A 21450-nucleotide genomic window follows, 5' to 3' on the forward strand; every position below is an offset into this window, starting at 1 on the left:
CCATGACAAATTTAGCTAGCGCCGAACCTATTGAGCGCGGCACACTCCCCGAATCCATCAATTATTACATCCCCATCGAGCGGATCGATCGCGAAAAGCGCGAAGTCATTGGCACTGCTACAGCGGAGGTCGAAGACGGCCATGGAACGATTTTTCGCTACCAGGGCAGCAAAGATGCTTTCACAGCATGGCGCGGAAATATCCGGGAGATGCACGACCCCCACAAGGCGGTTGGGCGAGCACTGGAGATCAAACCTGACGACGACAACAAACAGATCATCGTCCGCGCAAAAATCAGCAATGGCGCTGAAGACACCTGGCAAAAAGTCTTAGATGGCACGCTCACCGGCTTTTCGGTTGGCGGCAAAAACGGCAAATGGTCAGAGATCGACAAAGACGGTCGCCGCGTCCAAATCCTGGATCGCTACGATCTCGTCGAATTGTCGCTCGTCGATAACCCGAGCTGTCCAGTCGCCAACATTGCCATTGTCCGGGCTAACGGCTCTGCAACCGATGTTCTGGCCGCTGACAGCGAAGATGAGATCTCACCGTCTGCCGAGCCAGTCGATGAGTCCATCGAGCGTGCCGGTGCTCGGATCTCCGCTGACACCAAGTCATCGCTGCATACCATGCGCGACCAGGCGATGACGCTCTGCGGCTGTGATGATTGCGTTGGTATGGTTGAGAAATTGGCTGCCGGCGAGGATGCACAGCAGCGTGCTTTGATCGCGGAGATCATCCGCGAAGTCAATGTCGCGATCCAGGCGCAGCTCGGCAGTACGACTCAGCGCGTCAACGCTCTGCTGGCTCGCGACGCACAACGCAAAGAAGCGCCAGATCTGACGAGGCGCGTCGATGATCTGTCCTCGCAGCTTGACGAGATCAAGACTCTCTGCAAAAAAATCGCGGAGACGCCACTCGATGGCGGGCCAGTGCTGCATGGCGCGGGCGTGGCTGTCGAGAAGCACCTGGCGACCAGCGGCGTGCAACGAAGTGCGATGAGCGACGCGGACGTCATCCAGCGCGCAGCAGAACTTGGATTCGCGCCGCCAACCAATGTCGACGATGCCATTCGCGCCGCTGCGGCCCTGGTGCCTCGCCGATAATCTATGCTCATAGCATAGCTTTGTATGTCATCGCGTCCCCGCTCTCTCTCCCACATATGCTCTCTGCATACTTCCTCTGTTTTTTCTATCCTCAAGGAGCACTACCTTGGCTCAAAAAATTGATGCGCTCGTCGAGCGTGTCCGTGGACTTTCCCCGGAATTGGCGACCGAGATCGTCAACGAATTAACACCGATTACTCATGGCTTACCTGCGCCTAGCAAGGAAATGACCCGGCAGCAGGTCGGATCGATCTACCGTAATGCACTGCCTCCGAATGCATCCGACCAGGCTGACATCAGCAATCAGACGGTATCACTCGTCAAAAATGCTCAGGCTGACTTTGTTCGTGCTGGTACCAATCTTGCAACGGGTTTTATTGGATATGATCTAAAAGCCCCGGCTGCAATGCTGATTCCGTTCCTGACGCCCTTGCTCAATATGACGCCGCGCCAGGCTGGCGTAGGAGTGCCGATTCACAACTGGAAAGCTGTCGTCGACTTCTTTGGCGGAAATTCTCCTTTATCGGTCCTTGGTGCAGTCGATGATGGCGGCACACCTAGCTATGTCAGTCGCACAGTCACCGCACTGTCGAACACCTTTCAAACCATCGGACTCCAAGACGCCCTCACCTTCCAGGCTGAATGGCGCGGTCGAAGCTTCGAGGGGGATCTGCGCGCACTCTTGACGTCACAGCTCCTATATGCGCTGAAGCTGATCGAAGAGAACTGGCTCATCAATATGAGTGATTATCTCTGGACTCCACCGCCTCCCCTGGTCTCGACGAGCACCACCGGCGGATCTCTGGCCGCGACGAATCCGTACTGGTTCGCCGTCACCGCTGTCAACACTAACGGCGAAACATTGAGCACTGGTATTCTTGGGCCATACACCATTGCCAGCGGCACCACCGGCAGCATCGCACTCACGTTATTCACAGTGCCCAACACCACGACGAAATACAACGTGTACGCCGCGACCGCAGCCTCTAAGCCAGCGGCATCCGCCATGTTCCTCCAGAGCGCAGCCTCAAATTTCGGTGGCGCGTCGGCTCTGAACCAGCCAGCCTCACAAATTCAAGGAAATTTCAGCGCAACCATGACCTCGCTGACGACCAGCGGCACCGCGTTGAGCACGGTGGTTTCCAATACAGCGATGGTCAAGCCTTCGACTCTGTCTCAGCCGCTCACCTGGCAGGGAGCTCAAAGCCTGGTGTATAACAATGCCGGCATCTTCGCCAACATCGCAACCGGCACCGGGGCATTGAAATCATTTATCACTCAGCCAGCGGCTACCACTGGCTACCTGGCTCTCTCCGACATACAGAATCAATTCTTGCAGATGTTTAACGCCGCGCGCGCAAACCCCGAATACCTGTTTTGCAGCCCACAGGACGCGATCACGATTACTAACCTGGTTACTGCGGCTGGCAACACACGCGTTGTGGTCTCTGCCGACTCGGCTTCATCACAGAACAATTTGATCGCCGGATACAGAGTAACGAAGATTCTCAATGAGGCCACCGGTCGGCTAGTTGACATCGTGCCACTGCCGTATTTGGCGCAAGGCACGCTCATCTTCGGCTCGATGAGCTTTCCGTACCCTGTTTCTGGCTACAATGATCCTCCATTCAGAATCATCTACAACCGTGACTACTACGGAGTCGATTATCCACCGACTCAGCAAAACCCGACGGCCTGGGGTTTCGGCGATTTCGTGGACGAGACGCTCTGCAACGAATTTCTCGGCGGTTGGGGCATCCTCAACGGCGTTGTCTATCACTAAGATCGAGGTTCGGTGAGATTGATTCTCACCGAACTACCTGGAGGTCATCATGGCCAAGAAAAATCAGCAGAGCAGCGCAACCTCAGCCGAAAGAGAAATACAGCAACAAAGCGAGGAGACTGCGCAGTCCGACGAGATCCTTGCGGTGACGCTGCGAATGGACAATAGCTTTGAGTATCACCTCAACCTCAAGAGATCGGTCCTGGCTGGTATCCTCGATCCCGACGTCGGGGACGTGTTTATTGAGGTTCCCTGCCCCGTCGCAGGAACAAAGCGATTCCTGCACACGTCGCGGATCAAAGAGCTCGATGCGCGAGGGTTGTAGAACATGACGATCCAGGCATCGGATACATTCGCTCGGGGCAACCAAAGCGGATGGGGAACGGCCAGCGATGGCGAGACGTGGACCGAGACGGGCGTTGGAACGCTGTCAATCAGCGCAAATAGCGGGTTGATCTCATCGCTTGCCACAGACACCCATGTGCAGCTTGGGAGCAAGACGCTGACCGACCAGGATGTGAGCGCTCGCGTGGCCATCGCCAATAGCGGAGATGTCGTTGGAGTCCAGGCGCGCTTTTCTGCTGGTGGTGGCAACACGACCACCTATAAATTTTTATATTATGGTGGCGGTGTGCATCTCAATAAGGCCAATGCCGGCACTAACACCCAGATGACCACTGCAACATTTACCATGGTCGTCGCCACGCATTACTGGATGCGACTTCGATGCATCGGCACATCGCTCTATGGCCGCGTCTGGCAAGATGGCACCATGGAGCCAACGACCTGGACGACAACCACAACGGATTCCTCGGTGTTATCGGGCGGCTTTGCGGTTCTGGCCAACGGCAACACGGCCAGCGGCATTAGCATCGATAATTTTATCGCCGACGACCTGATCGTACCCGTAAGCTCGCCGCAGAATACAACGGTCATCGCGACAGGCAGAGACGGCAAAACATCCGCTACAGGCCGCGACGGCAAAGCAACGGCAAGGGGGCATTAATGGCAATATCTCCATGGTATAAGGGTGACACAGCGCCATCCTGGACGATCTCGCTCATCCCTGATAGCGGCACTATCAATGTCGCGTCACTTTCTCCATCCAGCTTTACACTATTGATCAAAAATACCGATAATGGCGTCGAGGTCGTAGGCTCTGGTACCTTCTCGGCCATCACCGCAGCCAGTGGCAGCACGCCGGCGAGCGTCGTTTATCAGCCATCTAGCGCTGATGTTGCGAGCCTCGGTAATTATGTGCTCTTCCTGGTTATCTCATTTCCAGGCGGTTTCACTGAGACATTGAGCATCGGAGTCTTCCAGGTGATCGCCAAATGATGAATACATACATCAGTGTCGCTGACTATCTTCGCGCGCCGTCAGGCCACGACACCTCAACGCTCGTATCGAATGTCTTATTGCTTTCATCGTCAACAACAACAGGTGCAACAACCTTGCCTGTGACCGCGCTCACGGCTGCGCAGTCCAGCGGAGATCGCATCTATCTCTTTGATGGCAGCGCGACCGAGATTGTGACCCTGACGGCAGCGGCAACCATTGGCGCGACGTCGCTCACCTGCACACCGCTGAGCAATGCGCATACTGCTGGCATCTCGCTGTGTAGCGATGGAAGCGGGGGTAGCCTGGCGTCCATGATCATCAATGCCTCGGCGCAGATCGAGGCTTTCTGCCGGCAGCCTTTACTCCAGGCATCGCATAGCGCCGAACGGCTTCAGCTGCGCTCTATGCGCGCAGCGATGAACCGAGATTATCAATTGCTGATTCGGCCAAAGCAATTCCCTGTGACAACAGTGTCGGCGGTGACGATCTCGCTCAATGCATCGACAACGATCAACCTGGATGCAAGCCAGGCCATGATCGACGCCGATCAACAAATTGTGACGATTGCGCAACTCTCCACAACCTCGGGGACGGTGCCGTGGTCGGGGATTACACGGCCTCTCTCGCAGACCACGCCTGGCTTTGTACAGATCTCATATACCGCAGGTTATGCATACGCATCATTGCCATACGACATCAGCCAGGCATGCATCTGGCTCGTCAGCGATCTTCTGAGCGATCGGCGAAATCCAACCGGCGCGGCTGAGGTTCGGCTCGGCGATGTGCAACTGATAACCAGGCTACGCGGCGAAACCACTGGCCGCTCTGTCCTCGTGATGCGTGCTGAATCCGCGCTTTCTCCTTACAGACAGCGAGCCTTTTAATGTTCGATACAACCATGACCATCAAGCGCTCAGCTGCGACGGTCCGCACTGGCATTCCAACGAATATTCAGAATATGCAATGGCGGGTCGCAGCGGATCTTGGCGGCCAGAGCCCCTATGATTCATTCTGGATTCGCAGCACCGGCGGCGGCCCGCTCGATATTCGACGTGGCGATCTGCTCATCGATGAGCACAACATCGATCCGCTGACCGGCGCATTGACGCGCTACCGAGTCTTCGGAAACGTGGAGTCCTACGGCCAGACATACGCAAAAATACCGGCTGAGAAGCTGCTAGGAGTGTAATATGGCTGGATTCTCGATGAGCTTCGACCCGCGAAGCCTGGCGCAGATCGCGCAGTTCGCGGGCTTCGGCGTCTATATGAGCGAGGAAGTCCAGGCAGCGCTCAGCGAATCAGGGGATATCCTCGTGGGTGCGGTGCGCGGCAACATGCATTGGCAGAATCCAAGTGGACGCCTGGAGGCATCGATCCGCAAGGTCAACGATTCGCCATATGAGCTCGAGATCGGCTCGGATCTTCCCTACGCCAGGCGTCGCGAATTTGGTTTTAGCGGTATGGTTGATCGCCTCGGACGCTACTATCACTTTGACCCCGGTGCCTACTACTTCGCCGCCGCTGCCAACCAGGAACACGACCACGTCTTCGGCCTTGTCGAGGACGCAGTTGAGCGTGCACTGAACAGGCTAGGAGCCTAACCATGCCAACCTCACCGAACACCTACGCCGTCGCCACGGCCATCAAGGCGATCATGGCAGGCGCGACCGTCAACGGATCTCCAGCATATGCCAACACAATCATCGGCGGACTCAAGGATTATACCGATGCTATGCCGGTCGGCGTGGTCATGGCCGTTGCTGGCTCTGTGGAGCGCTATACGCTCGGCAGATCCGCGAAGATCCACGATAAGCCGCACTTTAACATTGCGAGCGTGGTGCCGTACGCTAGCGCCTCGTCGGCTGAACAGCAACTCTATGCGATCCGCGACGCTGTAACGTTTCTCTTTGCGCAGTCAGCGACGTTGAGCGTCGCAGGGCCAGTGATTGTCAATATGGTGCCTGGTAGCGAGCGCTATTCGTTCCCGACGATCAACGGCAACAATTGCCGAGCACACGAATTCCTCCTCGAAATTACCTACGAATACTTCCTCCCGAACGGCCCACAGCCGTAAACTACCTCTTCTAAGGAGTCCATTATGGGCACAGCAGCCAAGGGAACCCTCGGCCTCGTCCTCGAAAACATCAATAATCCAGGTCCGCAGCTCCTTTACAACGGCGCTGTGTCAGCCTCGTTCTCACTGACCACGCAGCCTAGCGGGTCAACAGGGATGCGCTTATACATCCTGGTGCAAGGCAACACCACGACTGGCACCGTGACGATCACCGGCACCGGTGTCGGTGGCGGCACGCCGACCGAGACAACGCCTACAATACCAATCCAAGCGGCGGGCCAGGCAGTCCAGGTCAACGACTATGAATATGTCAGCACCAACGTCTACGCGACCGTGAACGCCAACGGCATCACCACGACCGGCCTGGCGAACGCGAAGATCATGATCTACGGTGTCCAGGCTGCGAAATATCTCATTCCCTGCATCGCCGACATCGAAGATCCCTTCGGCTACTTTTCGCCTCAAGAAGCGCGCGGCCTCCTGGATCGTGACACGAGATCGTTGCAGACCATCAAAAAGCCGACGATCAACAAAATTGACCAGGCTCTATACCCCGAGGCATCGATGTTTGCGGCCTACGCAGGTGTCAGCAATAATCCGGCTGTGGTCTCAATCCCCGCCTCACCGACGTCGCTCAAAACCAGCAGTGCTATCAGCGGTGGCCCATTTTCGCTGACCACTCAGCCGACCGCGCCAGGCATGGTACTCATTTTCACGGTGACTTCATCGTCGGCTACGGGCACCATCGTCGTATCAGGCACAAATCAGTGGGGCGTAGCTGTTTCAGAAACCATCACTGCCGCAGCGGGTGGTAGTAACGGCAACGGCACGTATTACAGCACCAATGTCTACAGCGCCGTCAATGCAAGCGGCGTGGCATTCACGGGATTGACCTCGGGCTCCTGCGCGATCACCGGCGTCTACGGCTGGCAATATACCTTCACACCGGACCTCAACGCACTCTATAGCGCGTGCCTGGAGTGGTACAGCGGCACCGATAGCAACGTCATTCCGCAGACTTACCTCACGGACCTGGAGTTTGCCTTCAACGTCGAAAAAGAGACGTCACTTTCAGTGAAGGGTGGGACGTGGGATGTTTTGCCGATCGGAAATCGCTCAACGAACCCACTGAGCGCGTCGCTTGTCTCATCGCTTGCGCAGCCGCAGGACTTGCCGATGGTCGGCTGGCAGACCGCCATCTACATCGATAGCCTTGGTGGCACACCGGCAACCACTGCTTACAGCAGCGTCGTTGAAGGCAAGGTCAGCATTAAAGTACCGCAGAAGCCGATCTACACGGCCACGGTGACGCAGAATTTCAATAGATTGTATCGACAGCAGCGCGAGGTCATGTTGACGGCGAAGATTGACTTCGCGAGTCTGGACCAGTTCGAAGCATACCGCACCAATCTCAAGCAATTTCTGGCGTTCCAGTTCCTCGGCGGCTACATCGGCTCCGTGGCCGGCACCATCTATTCAAAGTCGTGGACCTGGATCTTCCCCGCGCAATACGTCAAATTCAAACGCGACGCGACGAAGCTCGACAATGTCCAGGCTGATCTCGAGGCCAAAGGCATTTATGAGATCTCAAAGGGCTATTCGCACCAGTTGGTCATTGTGTCGCAGCAACCCCCGAACTACACCGCGTAATCCCCTGCGCCAGCGTGCTTCTTCGCTGGCGTACTCATTACTTCAACTCTCACTGCATATATAAAGGAACACATTGATATGTCTCGACGCAAAAGCATCGCAACCAAGCAAATCCGCGCCGACCACTGGGACGCCCACGAAGTCGTTATCATTCGAAGTCTCAACACTGAAGACGAAGAGCAGATCCAGGATGAGATCGCCAGCGTCAACGCGAACAGCCAGGTCCATCTCCACACTGGCCGCGTCAAACGCCTCACCCTCCAGCGCGGCATCGTCTCCTGGACACTCACGGACGACCAGAATCGCCCCCTGCCGCTCAATGAGCAGAGCATTCGCGGCCTGGATCGCGCCGACTCCAAATTTATCTTCGACGAGATCGAAGCCATCAGCGCTCCTCTGTCCGCTGAGGAAAAAAAAGAATCTACGACGAGTGCTACGCATGGCATCGAGGTCGTAGCAACCGCGTCCCACAGCAAGTAATCGACGCAGTCATGATGCAGCGCTTCGGTGGCTGGCAACAATATCGAAGCGCGCCACGTGGCGTCGTCGCCGAACAGATCGAGGAATGGTCGGCGATGCGCCAGGCTGAATACGACGCCAATAAAGACAATACACCGTCCTCTTAGCATCCCCTGGAGATCACCGTGTCAGACAACCTCAACCTCGCAATCAATGTCGCCGCCGTGGACATGGCCAGCAACGTCGTCAAAAATATTGGCGGCGCGTTGGCATCGCTCGGCAGCGGAAATGTCACCGCAGCAGCATCGGCTGCCGGTGCGGTCCTGCTTGGTGTTGGCGCGGCTGCGGTTGGCGTTGGTGTTCAGGCGACGAAGATGGCTGGCGACTTCCAGGAAGGACTCACATCTCTTGTGACTGGCGCGGGCGAAGCTCAGGCGAACCTCAAGGCAGTCGGCGATGGCATCCTGGATCTCTCTGTGAAGACAGCGACGAGCACGAAGCAGCTCACGGACGGCATGTATCTCATTGAAAGCAGTGGTATCCATGGTGCCGATGGACTCAAAGTGCTCCAGGCGGCAGCTGAGGGGGCGAAGGTTGGATCTGCGGATCTCGGTGTCACGGCTAACGCAGTCACCACGATTCTCACTGATTACCACCTGCCAGCCACCGAGGCCGCGTCAGCAACGAATGCATTGATCACCACAGTTGCCTCGGGAAAAACACATCTCCAGGATCTCGCGTCTTCAATGGGTTCAGTGCTCCCTCTGGCCTCTTCGCTCGGTATCTCATTTCCGCAGGTTGGCGGGGCCATCGCGACGATGACCAACGCTGGCATGGGAGCGCAGCAAGCGTCGCAGAACCTCGCGAATACGATCCGCAGCCTGGCCGCGCCCAACGCTGCCGCTGAGAAAAGCATGAAAGCCGTTGGTCTGTCGGCACAGGATCTCAAAGACACATTGCAAAATCAGGGCCTATCCGCAGCACTGCAAATGGTCGAGGATCACGTCGGCTCAAAGTTTCCAGCAGGGAGCGTCGAGGCGGTGAATGCCTTTAAACACATTGTCGGTGGTGCCACTGGATACAATGTGGCGCTGATGCTCGGTGGGCAAAACATGAAGACCTTTGAGGGCAATGTCGACTCGATTGGCAAGGCGATGAAGAGCGGCGGCGATTCGGTGCAGGGCTGGAGCCTGGTACAAAAAGACTTCAATTTCCAGGTCGGCCAGGCACAGCAGGCTCTCAATGCGCTGCTCATTAAAGTTGGGTCCGCATTGCTACCGGTGCTTTCTCAGCTCATGGCGCAGGTCACACCGCTCATCTCTCAATTTTCAGAGTGGGCGACGCAGCATCATGTCCTCGAGGCCGTCGCGTCCGCACTCACTGCGACCATCTCAGTGCTGTCGCAGGTTATTGTCACCGTGGCCAGGGATATAGCATCGCTTGTCTCTGCCATTGTGCAGATCGTTGCCTTTTTCCAGCATAGCCAGGTCGCCACCGACGCATTGCTCGCCGCGCTCGCAGGTCTGGCCGCTGGACTTGCGATTTATCTAGCGACGTTGCTTCCAGCGCTGATAGCCTCATTTTGGACATGGGCGGTCGCAGCTGGCGCGGCTGCCGTGGCAACATTGGCCGCCATCTGGCCATTCGTTGCGATCGGCGCAGCGGTGGCACTCGTCGTTTTCGCGATAATCATGGCAGTGCAGCACTGGGGGGACATCATCAAATGGTTGCAGACTGTGTGGGCGGCGTTCTCAGCGTGGTTCCAAGATGCAATGCATGCAGTGGGCGCATTTTTCATCAACATCTGGCATGGCATTCAGCAAGCCATGCAGGCGGCGTGGAATTTTATCGTGAACGCCGCGAAGATCGCCGTAGCGGTGTTGCTCATCGTCTTGTTTGGCCCGATCCTGGCCATCGCGGCGCTCTTTGTCTGGCTCTACCAGCACAACATCTATTTCCAGATGCTCTGTGATGCCATCGTCGCCGCCGTCAAAATAGCGATAGCCTGGCTGATGTCAGCATGGCAAAGTGCCGTCGATTGGATCGTCGCCGCCTGGACGTTTTTGTCCGATGCGACGACTCGTGGATGGGCAACGATCACAACGGCCATCATGGTTGCAGTGCAGATCGTGTGGTCCTGGCTCGTCGCGATCTGGACGACGATATCATCGTGGATCTCCGACAAGTGGAATAGCTTCGCAGATCTGGCGAAGACTGCCTGGTCCGCAGTGGCCTCGGTTTTCTCGGCGATCTGGACGACGTACCTGTCCAAACCACTCGGCGACCTATGGACTTCCATAAGCACCTGGTTCTCTTCGCTGGCAACATCCGCGACAACCTGGGGAACCAACCTGATCCAGGGCTTCATCAACGGCATCAAAAACATGGCCAGCAACGTCGGCCAGGCTGCCTCTGACATCGCCGGCAAGGTTGCCTCATTTCTCGGATTCCATTCGCCCGCGAAGGAGGGCCCTGGATCTGAGCTGATGACGTGGGGCCCAGGCTTGATCAGTGGCTTCAGCGAAAGCGTCAAGAGCGCACTGCCAATCCTCGACGCCACCATGCAGGTCACAGCGCAACACGTCGCAGTGCTCGGCCAGCCTGGCGCGTCCGGTGTGACGACGTCGGGTGGCACTGCGGCATTGAGTGGCGGCGGTAGCGGTACCGTGATCAACATCACGGTCAATGCGCCAGCTAGGACACGCAACGAGGCCAATGAGATCGCTGATATGGTGCTGGATAAGCTGAGCCGTGAGCTGAGACGCAGCGGTAATCTGGTGACCGTGACCAGCGGCGGAAGGAGCTGAGCTTTGTTTACTGTGATAAATGGCTTCGACTACACCGACTACATCGAATTTCCATCGATTTCGATCCACAGCGCGATCAGCGATCCGCAGCCACGCGCCGGCCTCGAAGTCACTGATATCGGCTCGCAGTTCAGCTTCAGCATCGGTCAGGAAGTCATCATCTTCGACGAGAACGCGACACCGACCTATACGTCCAGTGGCCGCGCAGTGCCAACGACGCCATCGCATAATGTGCTGATCGGCATGCCCAATGTGAGCCCATGGACCGCTGCTGGCGCGTTGAGTTCATTGATCACGGTGGCCGTCAATCCGACGATGACATTCAACAATTCGGCGCTCGGCAGTGGCTCCTACGGCCAGATTTGCCCGGCTGGCCACGTTCGGCCAGGCCAGCAGTACATGTTTTCGATGTACATGCTCATGACCACGCCGCTCGTCAACGCCAACGCATTCCTCCAGCTCGACTTTATCGATGCTAGCGGTAACGTCATCGGTGGGGCAACGACCACGACTATAGCAGCGCTTGGCAACAATCAGCAGCAGCAAATCACGGTCGTCGGCACCGCACCAGCGACCGCAACGGCACTCAAGGCCAGCTTTGGGGGGACTACGACGGTCGGCGGGTCCAATAGCGGCGTCGTGGTCTTTGGATCTCCGCAGGCTGAGCCGATGTGGTTTACCTCGCTTGCTCGTGGTGTGACCTACCCAACCGCCGACAACAACATTGCGCAGGTCGGCAGTGCGCAGATGCCCGACGGCACGTTCTCGAGGCAGTGCCGCGTCTTCGCGGGCACGATCGACGACTACGTGATCACCTACGACGGCCCGAATCGGATATGGCAACTCAGCATCGCCGGGCCAGGCGCGTTGCTTGAAAACGGTTTGATCAATGCGATTTACACTGGCCAATACGACGACCAGATCATCACATCGGTCGTGAGCAATAACTTCGCTGGCCAGATCAGCCTGGCCGCGCCGAATAATTCGTCGGCTGCGCCAGTGCAGCGCGGTGCATACATCGATTCGGTGAGCTACTCCGACAATACACTGCGCGAGATCCTTAATGGCCTGGTGGATCAAAGCGGCTTTGTGTATTACATAGATTATTACTATGCGATCCGCTATAACACCGCGTTCTACACGGCGGCACTGTTCGCATTGACGAGCGAGACACCGGACAATGCCTCGCTGTTCAACTACTACGACTTTTCTCTGGAGTCCGACGGCACCCAACTAAAACGTCGCGTCAAGGTGACGGGCGGCAAGTTCATCGCACCGGCAATCTCCGATACATTCAGTGGCAACGGATCAACAAAGGTCTTTGCACTGTCGCAGTCGCCGTTCAATGTTCAATCGGTGACGGTTGGCGGATCGGCGCAAACTACTGGCGTCGCAGGCCGCGATACGCTCGGCAGTGGTGGCATTGTAGCGCTCATCGACAAAGCCAATAAGACGCTGACGTTCCAGAGCGCTCCGGGCAGCGGCACCAACAACGTCATCTGCACTTATACGTACGAAGCACCCGTCGCGACGCAGAGCGTCAGTGGTTCCAGGCCTGCTGTGGCACCAGGGTATGCGGTGCCGAATTATGATAGCAAAGTCAACGATACTAACTTGATTACACTGGTGTCGGCGACCACGCGCGGATTGGCTGAGCTGACGAAGTATAGCCAGCCGCGCACCATCATCAAGCTGAAAAGCGACCACTTCGCCCCAGCTGGTAGCATCATTTACCTCACTCATATGCTGAGCGGTATCATCAATCAGCCATATACGGTGCAATCGATCGATGCCAGCTATCTCGGCAATGGCATTAACGAATACGCCTACCAGCTCGGTGCCTACCAGCCAGGACTCATCGATCACATCCGCAACGCAAACAAAGCGCTCAACCGCAGTACCACGACGCTCAACATCACCACTCCACAGCAGATCGATGTCGTCGCGTCGGAAATTATCGCCTGGCGCGACGCAATCTCGGCCACGGTGCAGACGGCCTATGCGACATCAGTGTACGGGACCGGCCACTATGGTTCCTGCGCATACGGTGGCGCGACCGGTCTCTATGGATCGACGGCACAATACGGGAGATCAACGATCTATGGCTAATATCATCGACAATATTCGCAGTTGCATTGTGCGCATCGTCGCACCAGGCGACACCTTGCGCTTCAGTGGCCTGGTGCGTGTCCGCGAACTACCGCGAGACTGCGATCTCACGGACTTTATGGAGTGGTGGCCGAGACTAGCAGCGAATGAGCGAGATCGCTACACGGTCTACGAACACAAGAATGTGCTGACCAGCGCTGGCCGCGCTCAATTGCTGACCTACATTGGCAGCTCGACGGCCACCACGCTCGGCTTTGCTCAATTCTTCGCGGTCGGGACTTTTCCGATCAACGCAGTGAGTCCAGGTGACACCTCGGTGCAAACAGAGATCTTCAGAGCTGTGCCTGGCTCGCAGACGATCACAGGAACCCAGATCGATATCTCAACATACTTCGGCCCGTCGCAGGCCAATGGCACCTACACTAATGCCGGCCTCTACGGCATCAATGCAACATCGACGATCGGCAGTGGTACCCTCATGACCCACACGCTCTACGCATATACCAAGCCCAACGGCACGCCGATCACCAACGATTATCTGATCTCGCTTCAATAATGGAGACCACACACCATGGCACTCAATACCGTCACCACCGGCAACACTGTTCTGGCTGCCGACATCAATCAGCTCGTCAACGTGCTTCAGCGACCATCAGGATCGACCGAGACCGGAAAATACTTTCTGATCGGCAGTTCATATGCGTCCGGGGCCAATGCCAGCAATTACATTCCAAGTCTCTCGAGGACATCGACGCCAGTCTCCATCACTATTGATGAGGCGGATATGGGCCACGTTGCGGGCGGATGCAATACCGCCGTTGCTGGCCACCTTACGGCCAATGGATTCCAGGTAAATACGAGCGGCACTGGCGCGTCGCTCTCCTGGTCGGTCGGTGGCAACTACACCATCCAATATTAGATTAGAGAGAGGTACATCATGGGACTCCACGCCATCCACGATGACGGCTCCATCCACTGGCGCTGTCATCACAAGGCCTGCAAACCGCTCCAGGCGCACGTCAGCCACGACGATATTTACTTCGTCAACCACGATCTCGTTGCGCTACCACCATGCAGCTGCGGATCGCGGATGTTCGTCCGCGTCGCATTCACACCCGAGGAGCTCGCCGCGACCAACGCCATCCAGTACGGCATGGTGCCCGAAGAAATGACCTTGCCTCATGCGCTAACCGGCGAGCCTATACCAGTGATGATTCCTGCGCTGCGGCCAATCGGCGCAAATCCGTTTTTTGCGAGGCACCAGGAATTCGCGAAGCACCTGGAAGCGCATGGCAAACGTTACATCGCGCCGAAGAGCAGCGCTGACGAGAAGGAGAAGGAGATGGACGATGACTCCACAGCAGAATCATAGCCCGGTTGATGCCTGGCGCGGAGAAATGTCGGGGAATATCAAAGAGGTGCAGGTCTCATTGCAGCAGCTGCTCATCGAAGTGCGACAGAGGCCAACGCGGGCTGAGGTTGAAGCGATGATTTCGACGAAGGTCAGCACCGAGCTATTCAACGCCACTATCGGGGAGATCCGGGGTGATATCAACGATTTACGCAAAAAGCCGGCGGAAGCGCAGGCCTGGACGGGGACGGCCATGACGGTCGGTGGCTGTCTGGTTGGTGCCGCTGGCCTGGCAATCAGCACTATCATCGGGGTGATCACGCTGATTGCACCGCACTGGCACTAAGAAAGCTCTGGCTGCACAACGCAGACCAGGGCTTTCGTTGATTTTATTGCTCTTGCGCTGTGGGCCAGGCAATGCGATAAAGCGATGCATTGCTGCGTGGCACCTTTGTTCGGATAACGATAAAGCCGGACTGTTCTATGACTTCCGTGAACAATATTGGTCAGGCTGTCCAAGAGAGCAGCCTGGCCAAAGGGCTTAGTTGATTTTTTTCGGGCGCTCTTGTTCGAGCTGCGCTGTTTTTTCCATGTATCCAGCAATATAGCTTTTTTTGTAATCGATGGCCGAGAGCTCTCCAGATTTTTTCTCGACCTCGCGCACTTTGTCCTGGCAGAATGATGCAATCTCTTCGCGATCTTTGCTCTCAGAATATTCCGAGTAGTCTGCGGTCGCATCTTCGCGACCGTCATTGACAGCAGTTTGATAGAGATTTTGCTGCTTGCTGAAAGCTTCCAGGTCAACAGCATCAGCCAACTCATATCTCATTGGCGTCGCACCAGGCACAGGACGCAGCGCGACCAGGAATGGCAGACGACCGTGACGACCAGCTATGGCCGCGAGCAGCACAGTCGCAGCTGGTGCATAGCCTGGCATAATGACATAGAGGTCATTGCGCCACTCGTCGCCGCTCAGCGCAGTACTGTCAACGATCTTGCTGATTTGCGACGCCATGCTGAGATCATGGTTGATCTGCACTACCACAGCGCGAATCTCGACGTCTGCGATCGATTGAAATATTTGTTGTTTGGTCTCCGGTGATAAGGGATGAGAGAAATTTATAAGAATAGGCATGTGCGCCTCCGTTTATTTTGTATTTTCAATCATTATATTCTATGGCGTGCGCCACGAGCAATGCAGCGCGCGAATGTCCTATTCCTGGCGATTGCGCCAGTGTCATTAAGATAATATTAAGATTTTATATGGATACATTGTACAGCTTATTGTGGTATAATGTGGACAAAGTGAACACTTATCCACATTGTTATCAACATTTAATAGCATTATTGCACATTAGAGCACAATAATTATGCATAAATGTTGTATACGATCTGTAAGATCTGTACGATCTATACGATGTGTACAATTAGACAATCATTGCAAATGTCTAGTTGTATGCAATGGATTTGCAAGATAATGCATTTGCATTGTATAATCAATGATTATATAGGAGACGACAACCTCCAATGTTTATTATTCCGATGCTCGTAGATCAAACTCGCGTATTTATCGCTGGCAATCCAGCACCGCGATGGATTGTCATCCACAAGACCGCTGGATTCCAAACAGCCCGCGAATGCGCCAATTACTTTGCGACGACGCCGCTCATGACCTCGTCACATTACATTGTCGGTCTAGATGGCGAGATCGTTCAATGTGTCGGCGAGGGTGATGGCGCGGCGGCGAATTGCTGCGTCGAGCCTGGTCATGCACCATGGCTGCCAGCCATCAATCTCAATTTGTGCACAATTAGTATCGAGCACATTGACCCGTCGCCAGACAATTCGACACCGCTCACAGTGGCGCAGAAGTTGGCGAGCTTTGGGCTGATCGCTGATATCTGCCAACGTCACCGCATACCAATGCGGCCAGGCGACGCAGGCGGTGGAATCATCGGACACAAGGACATAGCGCCGCAGTCCAGGGCGAGGTGTCCAGGTAATTACCCGTTACAAGAGTTGTTTTTATACCTAAATCAAAGGGGTGCAAATACAATGGGAGGAATACCAACAGCCTGGCGCGATGATGGCCATACGCTGATCGCGCCGAATGGCATCAGCATTACGCAAGGATTCCGCGATTGGGTGTTGTCGCATAACTGGAGCAGCGACGACGTCCCGCTCAGCCTGGAGCAACATCGCGATCCGGTGCAGGCCCATGCGCCCAATTTTGGCGCGGGTCAGATCCAATGCTTTGTCCATAGCCTGTTGTGGTGGACTCCGGCAACCGGCGTCATCCAGGAGTCGCAGCTCGGCGCGGAGATCTACGCATTGCAATCGCAGCTGGACGCTGCACACACGCAGATCTCATCACTTCAGGCTCAGATCTCGTCGCTTCAGGCGCAGCTCTCAGCACAAGCAATCAATCCAAAGGTTGTCGATGCGATCAAGGAGATCCAGGAGATCAACGTGGCAGCAGCAGCAGCGCTCGCCGACCTGGAGGCAAAATGACGACCATCCCTACTCTCCCTGATTCGGTGCTTTTGCTCCTGCCTCTGCTTGTTACGGTCATAGCTGGATGGCTCAGCCAGGACACTCTGGCCCCATGGATCAACGCGCTCATCAGCGCCGTTGTCATGATTGCCTGTGCTGCATTGGCTGCAATGTTTACAGATCGCCTGGTCGGGGATCTATCCATAGATTTTATGCTCATCGTCGCGTATTGCTACGCTCTGATCAAGTGTGGCGTTCTGGCACCGCTCTATAGATTTCTCCTCGCCAGGCCATCGCCCATTGCTCCGATATTGCCTGCCTCAAAGGTCCCCACTGTCACCGACGCGAACAAGATCGCAACCGCCGACACCGCGCCAATGAAGCCGATAAGCGGACCGTAGCTTACCTCGCACAGCTCGTCGCCGCTTTTTTTATGAGGCCTGGAGAGATCCAGGTCTCTCTTTGTGCATTGGTACTCGAGGATTGACGGCGATCAATGAGGATGCTACTATGATGAAGGACATACACAGGACAAAGTGGAAACGGACATATTGTATCCTCGCAACTAAAAAGACACCTGGGAAGTAGCGTCGGAATGCTGACTTCCCAGGTGTCTTGTTGTTCGTTGTCTTAGTGCTTAAGCCATGGCGTTGCAAAGAATGGCGTCCAGGTCAGCGCGGATACCGGCTAGCACCTGCGAAACTTGTGGGTCTTTGCCCGCCTCACTGGCTGCGATGACCACGCTAAAGCAAAAAATGCAATGAAATTTACCATCTCCGCTGATCGCCTCGTTATAGGCTGCGGCAATAGTCGCTCGTACTTCGCCAGGCATAGTAATCGATGGATTTGCGCAATAGAACTCCATGGCAGCCATAAATATGGCATAAGCCATCTGTCGAGCACTGAGCGCAGGCTGCGCAGATTGCGATGATTTCATCGCGACCTTGATCGCCAGCAAGTTGATCTCAGTAGTGTCTGGACGACGCATTAAAGCACCTGCGCTTTCTCGCGCGTGGCCTGGTGCTCTTGATCCGCTTGATCCGCTTGATCCTCTTGATCCTCTTGATCCTCTTCTTGAATGATGAGGATATTGCTCAGGCCCTGCGCTACAAGCAGCTGGCCAATGCTCTCCGCCATGTCGGTGCAAATCTCGAAAATGCCACTTCCAATGATGCGCCCCTCGGCGCGCGCAATCATAGTTACCGATTCGCGGTCTGTCACTGAAATCGGCGAGCCAACCTCGCAACCGATGAGATCATGCGCCTGCGTTTCTACCATCGACTCATGGATAATTGTCAAGGTCACGGCGTCGATATTTCTCGCCTGGATCTGGATTGTCGCGGCAAACCCGCTGACTGCAAATCGCACGATAGCAGTAATGGTAATCTTCATTTAGCACCCCTTTGATGTCGCGGCGCTTGTCGATTGCGCCGCGATGACAAAACAAACAAAACAAGGAAACGGAAGAAAGACTAAGCAACAACAACGTTAATGACAAAGCATGCGAAGCAGATCGGCGTCTCTCCAGGTCCTTCGCAGTCTAATACTCCTGGTCGGTGGCAGTTGGGACAGAGGGCGATGGGGCCACTGATGGCCTCGCCCACAATGTAGATGACAGTATCCTCAAACTTTAGGAATACTTTGTGATGTGGAGATACATCAATAGTAATATCAGAGAGTCCTGGATAGACCAGATTGACCTCTGCGCTCGCAGGGAGATGGACGGTGATGGTGATAGTATCGTTTTCCAGGGATTTCTCGACTTGGCCGCCGGCACGAGCAATAAGCTGTGCTGCCTGGTCGTCCAGTGACGACGCAGTTAAATGAACCATAATATGCACCCCTTTGATTAGCCCCCAGGAACTAGCCGGGGGCACGCAACTAAACGAAACGAAACAATACTTAGAATGGATGATCCTCGTCGTTGACCTCACTGGCTTCATTGCCAGCCATAATTCTCCTGGATTTTTCCACCGACCAGGCGACGGTGCGCTCGACGCGACCGTCTTCCTCTAGCAACAAAGCCTGATCGCGACTGATCGCGACACTGGACAGGTATTGTAAATCAATCTGTCTAGGGACTACAGGGAAAGGGTAATAGATCTCCTTGGTTTTGCCGGCGTCCTTGCCAGCTGTGATACTGCGAGGAGATACGCCGATCGGCAATGCATAGGCATAGTACGCAGCGCCGATGTGCTCTCCTGCTTCTTCTCGGAACTTATCTGCCACGTTGAGGACGCGCTCGTGAGCCTTTAAGCAGGCTAGTGCTCTATCCGTACAGTAGGAGCTGAACTTTACCGATAATGGATAACAGTATCCTGCATCCATCAACTCCTTTGAAAATGCAATCAAATGCAATTCTGAGCTTCGGCCCTGCGGCCAGGCATAGGCCACACCCCATCTCTCAGCAGGATCGCGGAGCATCTCTTGCTTTGATGGCACCCCTTCGCATACCACGAATAGTCCGAGTTGTGGCATTGCCCAATATCGCACTGGTCGCGGTTTGCCGGAATCGTCGGGATGAAGTACAACACACTCTGCGGCCAAACCACGCTGAACGAGGAGCGCCATTGCATCGTAGAGCTCATAGTCCTCTGGTAGTCCGGTTTCATCCAAGTCTGGCTGCTCGATTGCCCACCCCGCGATATCAGGCAGCGCCCGACCATCCAGGCCTCGAGCCTTATTGTTTCCCGTAAACCAGCTCAACCGATGCTGGCTCAGCGATGACCCGCCGCGCTTTGCGACGCTGATAAATGGCGTTCCTAAATGCAATGCCTCGTGTATTGATTCGCTCATAATTTCTGTGCTCGTCACAGTCGTCACTGCTGTACTCACCGCCGGTTCATAGAGCGCCTGGTAGCCGTTGTGCTGTACGTCGCGTGCTAATTTCGCCATTATCCCTGCTCCTCTTCGTGGATTCGCAATCGTCCGCGAATCCACGCTAATCTATACTACTATGAATTTTAACGAAGTATGCTGAACGCTCTCGAGCCATTGAGGCTTCCACGTTCCTCGATGCTGCTGGCTGCCTGCCGGGGATCGGAGCTAGGGCCATCTGGATAAACATCGATGAGGAGATCGATACGCTCTTGCTGGCGCGGAGTTAAAGTCGGCAGCAAAGTCGGCAGCGATGAGATAGCGCGCTGCTCACTCGGACGAGCTGCGACCAGGTCGCTCACCTTGATCTCGTGCTTACAAGGCTTGCGAGCGGGACAACTGCATTTCTTCGCTCCTCGAGCATCCGCCAGGACAACGTAGAACATGTTGTCACCAAGGCTTGCTGAGCGAATCAGATAGAAGACATCGCCGAATCGCAGATGGACCTCGGCTCCATTGGTCCCCTGGACAACCATGTCCTTTTTTGCGACGCAGCGGATGGAATTTGTCGCTGCGTGGATGTGATCGCATTTGATGGCGACGTATCCATAGCCACTCGTGGAGATCTTGGCCGATCGTCGTAGTGTTGTTGTCATTTTTTTGCACCCCTTTGATTGATTTAACCGTAACTATCCGTAACGGTTAATCACAGTATAACCGTTACGGTGGGTGATGTCAATAGGTATTCCTATGAGTTTTTGCATGAGTTTTTTAGACGAAAAAGCCATTTTCAGCCGTCCAAATTAGGACGCCCCCGTGCTAGACAGGACGCCCCCGTCCAAATTAGGACGCCCCCGTGCTAGACAGGACGGGGGCGTCCTAATTTGGACATTAAAGAATAAGAAGAATAAGAAGAATAATTAAAAAAATATCTAAGAAAGATCTCTGTCTCTCTTGGATATTTTTAATTTCAGCGTAACAACTATTGACCAGGTCTGCGGCTATGTGTTACGCTACGTTACGACGTAGTGTCATATACGGGAGGGAATATGAGCGAAGAAGAAAAATTATTGTCGGCTGGAGAGGCAGCCAGCTACTTAGCAGAGAAGTGGGGGATGCCGAGCTACTCAACAGTAGCATTCCGACAGCTCAGGCACAGGAGAAAGAATTTGCGACCAGCAATGCTCACTGACAATGCGTCGCTATGGCGCAAAGAGGATCTCGACCAAATAAAGAAACCATCTTTGAGTAATCCGAGGGCGAAAAGAAAGAAAAAAGACGCCGAGGAAACCGTTGACAAAGACGAGCAGCGTATGGTAGTATTATCCTACTAACCATTACGCATAGTAACAGCAAAAGGGAGGGCGACATGAGCAAACCACGATGTTTCATCGGCAATGATGCCGTCCCCTCGTTGCCACCCTTATCCTCCTCCGCGTACGCGTACGTCGTCGCCAAAG

General features: G+C 55.1%; 27 protein-coding genes. 21 read left to right on the top strand and 6 right to left on the bottom strand.

Annotated elements, in window-relative coordinates; translation table 11 throughout:
- Positions 1-2: 2 nt before the first annotated feature.
- From EL628_RS20210 to EL628_RS20290, 18 genes are all read left to right on the top strand, one after another.
- Positions 3-1106: an HK97 family phage prohead protease gene (locus EL628_RS20210; protein ID WP_126581661.1), complete on the top strand. Its 1104-nt coding sequence runs from the start codon at positions 3-5 to the stop codon at positions 1104-1106.
- A gap of 106 nt (positions 1107-1212) precedes the next feature.
- A complete protein-coding gene (locus EL628_RS20215; RefSeq protein WP_126581662.1) occupies positions 1213-2889 on the top strand; it encodes a hypothetical protein in 1677 nt (558 codons plus the stop codon).
- 49 nt (positions 2890-2938) lie between these two features.
- Positions 2939-3214: a hypothetical protein gene (locus EL628_RS20220; protein ID WP_126581663.1), complete on the top strand. Its 276-nt coding sequence runs from the start codon at positions 2939-2941 to the stop codon at positions 3212-3214.
- A gap of 3 nt (positions 3215-3217) precedes the next feature.
- Complete coding sequence (locus EL628_RS20225; RefSeq protein WP_126581664.1) at positions 3218-3895, top strand: hypothetical protein; 678 nt, start codon at positions 3218-3220, stop codon at positions 3893-3895.
- Complete coding sequence (locus EL628_RS20230) at positions 3895-4227, top strand: hypothetical protein (RefSeq protein WP_126581665.1); 333 nt, start codon at positions 3895-3897, stop codon at positions 4225-4227. The genes EL628_RS20225 and EL628_RS20230 overlap by 1 nt, the downstream gene beginning before the upstream one ends.
- Positions 4224-5114 (top strand): hypothetical protein, encoded by an 891-nt coding sequence (locus EL628_RS20235; protein WP_126581666.1) that lies wholly within the window; start codon positions 4224-4226, stop codon positions 5112-5114. Before EL628_RS20230 ends, EL628_RS20235 begins: the two co-directional genes overlap by 4 nt.
- Positions 5114-5419, top strand: coding sequence for a hypothetical protein (locus EL628_RS20240; RefSeq protein WP_126581667.1), 306 nt, complete (start codon positions 5114-5116; stop codon positions 5417-5419). Before EL628_RS20235 ends, EL628_RS20240 begins: the two co-directional genes overlap by 1 nt.
- Position 5420: 1 nt before the next feature.
- Positions 5421-5831, top strand: a complete 411-nt coding sequence (locus EL628_RS20245) for an HK97 gp10 family phage protein (RefSeq protein WP_126581668.1) — start codon at positions 5421-5423, stop codon at positions 5829-5831.
- Positions 5832-5833: 2 nt separating this feature from the next.
- Complete coding sequence (locus tag EL628_RS20250; RefSeq protein WP_126581669.1) at positions 5834-6304, top strand: hypothetical protein; 471 nt, start codon at positions 5834-5836, stop codon at positions 6302-6304.
- 24 nt (positions 6305-6328) lie between these two features.
- Positions 6329-7954 (top strand): Ig-like domain-containing protein, encoded by a 1626-nt coding sequence (locus tag EL628_RS20255; RefSeq protein WP_126581670.1) that lies wholly within the window; start codon positions 6329-6331, stop codon positions 7952-7954.
- 78 nt (positions 7955-8032) lie between these two features.
- Positions 8033-8434: a hypothetical protein gene (locus EL628_RS20260; protein ID WP_126581671.1), complete on the top strand. Its 402-nt coding sequence runs from the start codon at positions 8033-8035 to the stop codon at positions 8432-8434.
- 11 nt (positions 8435-8445) lie between these two features.
- Positions 8446-8580, top strand: a complete 135-nt coding sequence (locus EL628_RS30855; RefSeq protein ID WP_281276550.1) for a hypothetical protein — start codon at positions 8446-8448, stop codon at positions 8578-8580.
- An 18-nt stretch (positions 8581-8598) separates the two neighbouring features.
- Positions 8599-11220, top strand: coding sequence for a phage tail tape measure protein (locus EL628_RS20265; protein ID WP_126581672.1), 2622 nt, complete (start codon positions 8599-8601; stop codon positions 11218-11220).
- 3 nt (positions 11221-11223) lie between these two features.
- Positions 11224-13329 carry a hypothetical protein gene (locus tag EL628_RS20270; RefSeq protein WP_126581673.1) on the top strand — a complete coding sequence of 702 codons (2106 nt, stop codon included), beginning with the start codon at positions 11224-11226 and terminating at the stop codon, positions 13327-13329.
- Positions 13220-13885: a hypothetical protein gene (locus EL628_RS20275; RefSeq protein WP_126581674.1), complete on the top strand. Its 666-nt coding sequence runs from the start codon at positions 13220-13222 to the stop codon at positions 13883-13885. The genes EL628_RS20270 and EL628_RS20275 overlap by 110 nt, the downstream gene beginning before the upstream one ends.
- Positions 13886-13900: 15 nt before the next feature.
- Complete coding sequence (locus EL628_RS20280; RefSeq protein ID WP_126581675.1) at positions 13901-14248, top strand: hypothetical protein; 348 nt, start codon at positions 13901-13903, stop codon at positions 14246-14248.
- An 18-nt stretch (positions 14249-14266) separates the two neighbouring features.
- Positions 14267-14701 (top strand): hypothetical protein, encoded by a 435-nt coding sequence (locus EL628_RS20285; RefSeq protein WP_126581676.1) that lies wholly within the window; start codon positions 14267-14269, stop codon positions 14699-14701.
- A complete protein-coding gene (locus tag EL628_RS20290; RefSeq protein ID WP_126581677.1) occupies positions 14679-15026 on the top strand; it encodes a hypothetical protein in 348 nt (115 codons plus the stop codon). The genes EL628_RS20285 and EL628_RS20290 overlap by 23 nt, the downstream gene beginning before the upstream one ends.
- A gap of 195 nt (positions 15027-15221) precedes the next feature.
- On the opposite strand, the gene csx15 is transcribed toward EL628_RS20290, so the two are convergent.
- Complete coding sequence (csx15, locus tag EL628_RS20295) at positions 15222-15815, bottom strand: CRISPR-associated protein Csx15 (protein WP_126581678.1); 594 nt, start codon at positions 15813-15815, stop codon at positions 15222-15224.
- Positions 15816-16222: 407 nt separating this feature from the next.
- Between csx15 and EL628_RS31245 the strand changes: the two genes are divergently transcribed.
- Together EL628_RS31245 and EL628_RS20305 are read left to right on the top strand one after the other, a co-directional pair.
- A complete protein-coding gene (locus tag EL628_RS31245) occupies positions 16223-17191 on the top strand; it encodes an N-acetylmuramoyl-L-alanine amidase (protein ID WP_503827290.1) in 969 nt (322 codons plus the stop codon).
- Complete coding sequence (locus tag EL628_RS20305; protein ID WP_126581680.1) at positions 17188-17574, top strand: hypothetical protein; 387 nt, start codon at positions 17188-17190, stop codon at positions 17572-17574. The genes EL628_RS31245 and EL628_RS20305 overlap by 4 nt, the downstream gene beginning before the upstream one ends.
- A gap of 236 nt (positions 17575-17810) precedes the next feature.
- Here EL628_RS20305 and EL628_RS20310 read toward each other — a convergent pair whose 3' ends face one another.
- The 5 genes from EL628_RS20310 to EL628_RS20330 all read right to left on the bottom strand — a co-directional run bounded on the left by EL628_RS20310 (position 17811) and on the right by EL628_RS20330 (position 20646).
- Positions 17811-18161: a hypothetical protein gene (locus EL628_RS20310; RefSeq protein WP_126581681.1), complete on the bottom strand. Its 351-nt coding sequence runs from the start codon at positions 18159-18161 to the stop codon at positions 17811-17813.
- Positions 18161-18565 (bottom strand): hypothetical protein, encoded by a 405-nt coding sequence (locus EL628_RS20315; RefSeq protein ID WP_126581682.1) that lies wholly within the window; start codon positions 18563-18565, stop codon positions 18161-18163. The genes EL628_RS20310 and EL628_RS20315 overlap by 1 nt, the downstream gene beginning before the upstream one ends.
- Before the next feature lie 80 nt (positions 18566-18645).
- Positions 18646-19005, bottom strand: coding sequence for a hypothetical protein (locus EL628_RS20320; RefSeq protein ID WP_126581683.1), 360 nt, complete (start codon positions 19003-19005; stop codon positions 18646-18648).
- Between the two features lie 70 nt (positions 19006-19075).
- Positions 19076-20113 carry a hypothetical protein gene (locus tag EL628_RS20325; protein ID WP_126581684.1) on the bottom strand — a complete coding sequence of 346 codons (1038 nt, stop codon included), beginning with the start codon at positions 20111-20113 and terminating at the stop codon, positions 19076-19078.
- A 23-nt stretch (positions 20114-20136) separates the two neighbouring features.
- Positions 20137-20646 carry a hypothetical protein gene (locus EL628_RS20330; protein WP_126581685.1) on the bottom strand — a complete coding sequence of 170 codons (510 nt, stop codon included), beginning with the start codon at positions 20644-20646 and terminating at the stop codon, positions 20137-20139.
- Positions 20647-21039: 393 nt separating this feature from the next.
- Between EL628_RS20330 and EL628_RS20335 the strand changes: the two genes are divergently transcribed.
- Complete coding sequence (locus EL628_RS20335) at positions 21040-21324, top strand: hypothetical protein (RefSeq protein WP_126581686.1); 285 nt, start codon at positions 21040-21042, stop codon at positions 21322-21324.
- Positions 21325-21450 lie beyond the last annotated feature (126 nt).

The organism is Tengunoibacter tsumagoiensis (assembly GCF_003967535.1).
Taxonomy (GTDB): domain Bacteria; phylum Chloroflexota; class Ktedonobacteria; order Ktedonobacterales; family Ktedonobacteraceae; genus Tengunoibacter; species Tengunoibacter tsumagoiensis.

What these genes read in the sequence shown, in the direction of transcription:
- EL628_RS20210 (WP_126581661.1), top strand. Translation starts at nt 3, where the DNA reads ATGACAAATTTAGCTAGCGCCGAACCTATTGAGCGCGGCACACTCCCC.
- EL628_RS20220 (WP_126581663.1), top strand. Translation starts at nt 2,939, where the DNA reads ATGGCCAAGAAAAATCAGCAGAGCAGCGCAACCTCAGCCGAAAGAGAA.
- EL628_RS20225 (WP_126581664.1), top strand. Translation starts at nt 3,218, where the DNA reads ATGACGATCCAGGCATCGGATACATTCGCTCGGGGCAACCAAAGCGGA.
- EL628_RS20230 (WP_126581665.1), top strand. Translation starts at nt 3,895, where the DNA reads ATGGCAATATCTCCATGGTATAAGGGTGACACAGCGCCATCCTGGACG.
- EL628_RS20235 (WP_126581666.1), top strand. Translation starts at nt 4,224, where the DNA reads ATGATGAATACATACATCAGTGTCGCTGACTATCTTCGCGCGCCGTCA.
- EL628_RS20240 (WP_126581667.1), top strand. Translation starts at nt 5,114, where the DNA reads ATGTTCGATACAACCATGACCATCAAGCGCTCAGCTGCGACGGTCCGC.
- EL628_RS20245 (WP_126581668.1), top strand. Translation starts at nt 5,421, where the DNA reads ATGGCTGGATTCTCGATGAGCTTCGACCCGCGAAGCCTGGCGCAGATC.
- EL628_RS20250 (WP_126581669.1), top strand. Translation starts at nt 5,834, where the DNA reads ATGCCAACCTCACCGAACACCTACGCCGTCGCCACGGCCATCAAGGCG.
- EL628_RS20255 (WP_126581670.1), top strand. Translation starts at nt 6,329, where the DNA reads ATGGGCACAGCAGCCAAGGGAACCCTCGGCCTCGTCCTCGAAAACATC.
- EL628_RS20260 (WP_126581671.1), top strand. Translation starts at nt 8,033, where the DNA reads ATGTCTCGACGCAAAAGCATCGCAACCAAGCAAATCCGCGCCGACCAC.
- EL628_RS30855 (WP_281276550.1), top strand. Translation starts at nt 8,446, where the DNA reads ATGATGCAGCGCTTCGGTGGCTGGCAACAATATCGAAGCGCGCCACGT.
- EL628_RS20275 (WP_126581674.1), top strand. Translation starts at nt 13,220, where the DNA reads ATGCGACATCAGTGTACGGGACCGGCCACTATGGTTCCTGCGCATACG.
- EL628_RS20280 (WP_126581675.1), top strand. Translation starts at nt 13,901, where the DNA reads ATGGCACTCAATACCGTCACCACCGGCAACACTGTTCTGGCTGCCGAC.
- EL628_RS20285 (WP_126581676.1), top strand. Translation starts at nt 14,267, where the DNA reads ATGGGACTCCACGCCATCCACGATGACGGCTCCATCCACTGGCGCTGT.
- EL628_RS20290 (WP_126581677.1), top strand. Translation starts at nt 14,679, where the DNA reads ATGACTCCACAGCAGAATCATAGCCCGGTTGATGCCTGGCGCGGAGAA.
- csx15 (WP_126581678.1), bottom strand. Translation starts at nt 15,815, where the DNA reads ATGCCTATTCTTATAAATTTCTCTCATCCCTTATCACCGGAGACCAAA.
- EL628_RS31245 (WP_503827290.1), top strand. Translation starts at nt 16,223, where the DNA reads ATGCTCGTAGATCAAACTCGCGTATTTATCGCTGGCAATCCAGCACCG.
- EL628_RS20305 (WP_126581680.1), top strand. Translation starts at nt 17,188, where the DNA reads ATGACGACCATCCCTACTCTCCCTGATTCGGTGCTTTTGCTCCTGCCT.
- EL628_RS20310 (WP_126581681.1), bottom strand. Translation starts at nt 18,161, where the DNA reads ATGCGTCGTCCAGACACTACTGAGATCAACTTGCTGGCGATCAAGGTC.
- EL628_RS20315 (WP_126581682.1), bottom strand. Translation starts at nt 18,565, where the DNA reads ATGAAGATTACCATTACTGCTATCGTGCGATTTGCAGTCAGCGGGTTT.
- EL628_RS20320 (WP_126581683.1), bottom strand. Translation starts at nt 19,005, where the DNA reads ATGGTTCATTTAACTGCGTCGTCACTGGACGACCAGGCAGCACAGCTT.
- EL628_RS20330 (WP_126581685.1), bottom strand. Translation starts at nt 20,646, where the DNA reads ATGACAACAACACTACGACGATCGGCCAAGATCTCCACGAGTGGCTAT.
- EL628_RS20335 (WP_126581686.1), top strand. Translation starts at nt 21,040, where the DNA reads ATGAGCGAAGAAGAAAAATTATTGTCGGCTGGAGAGGCAGCCAGCTAC.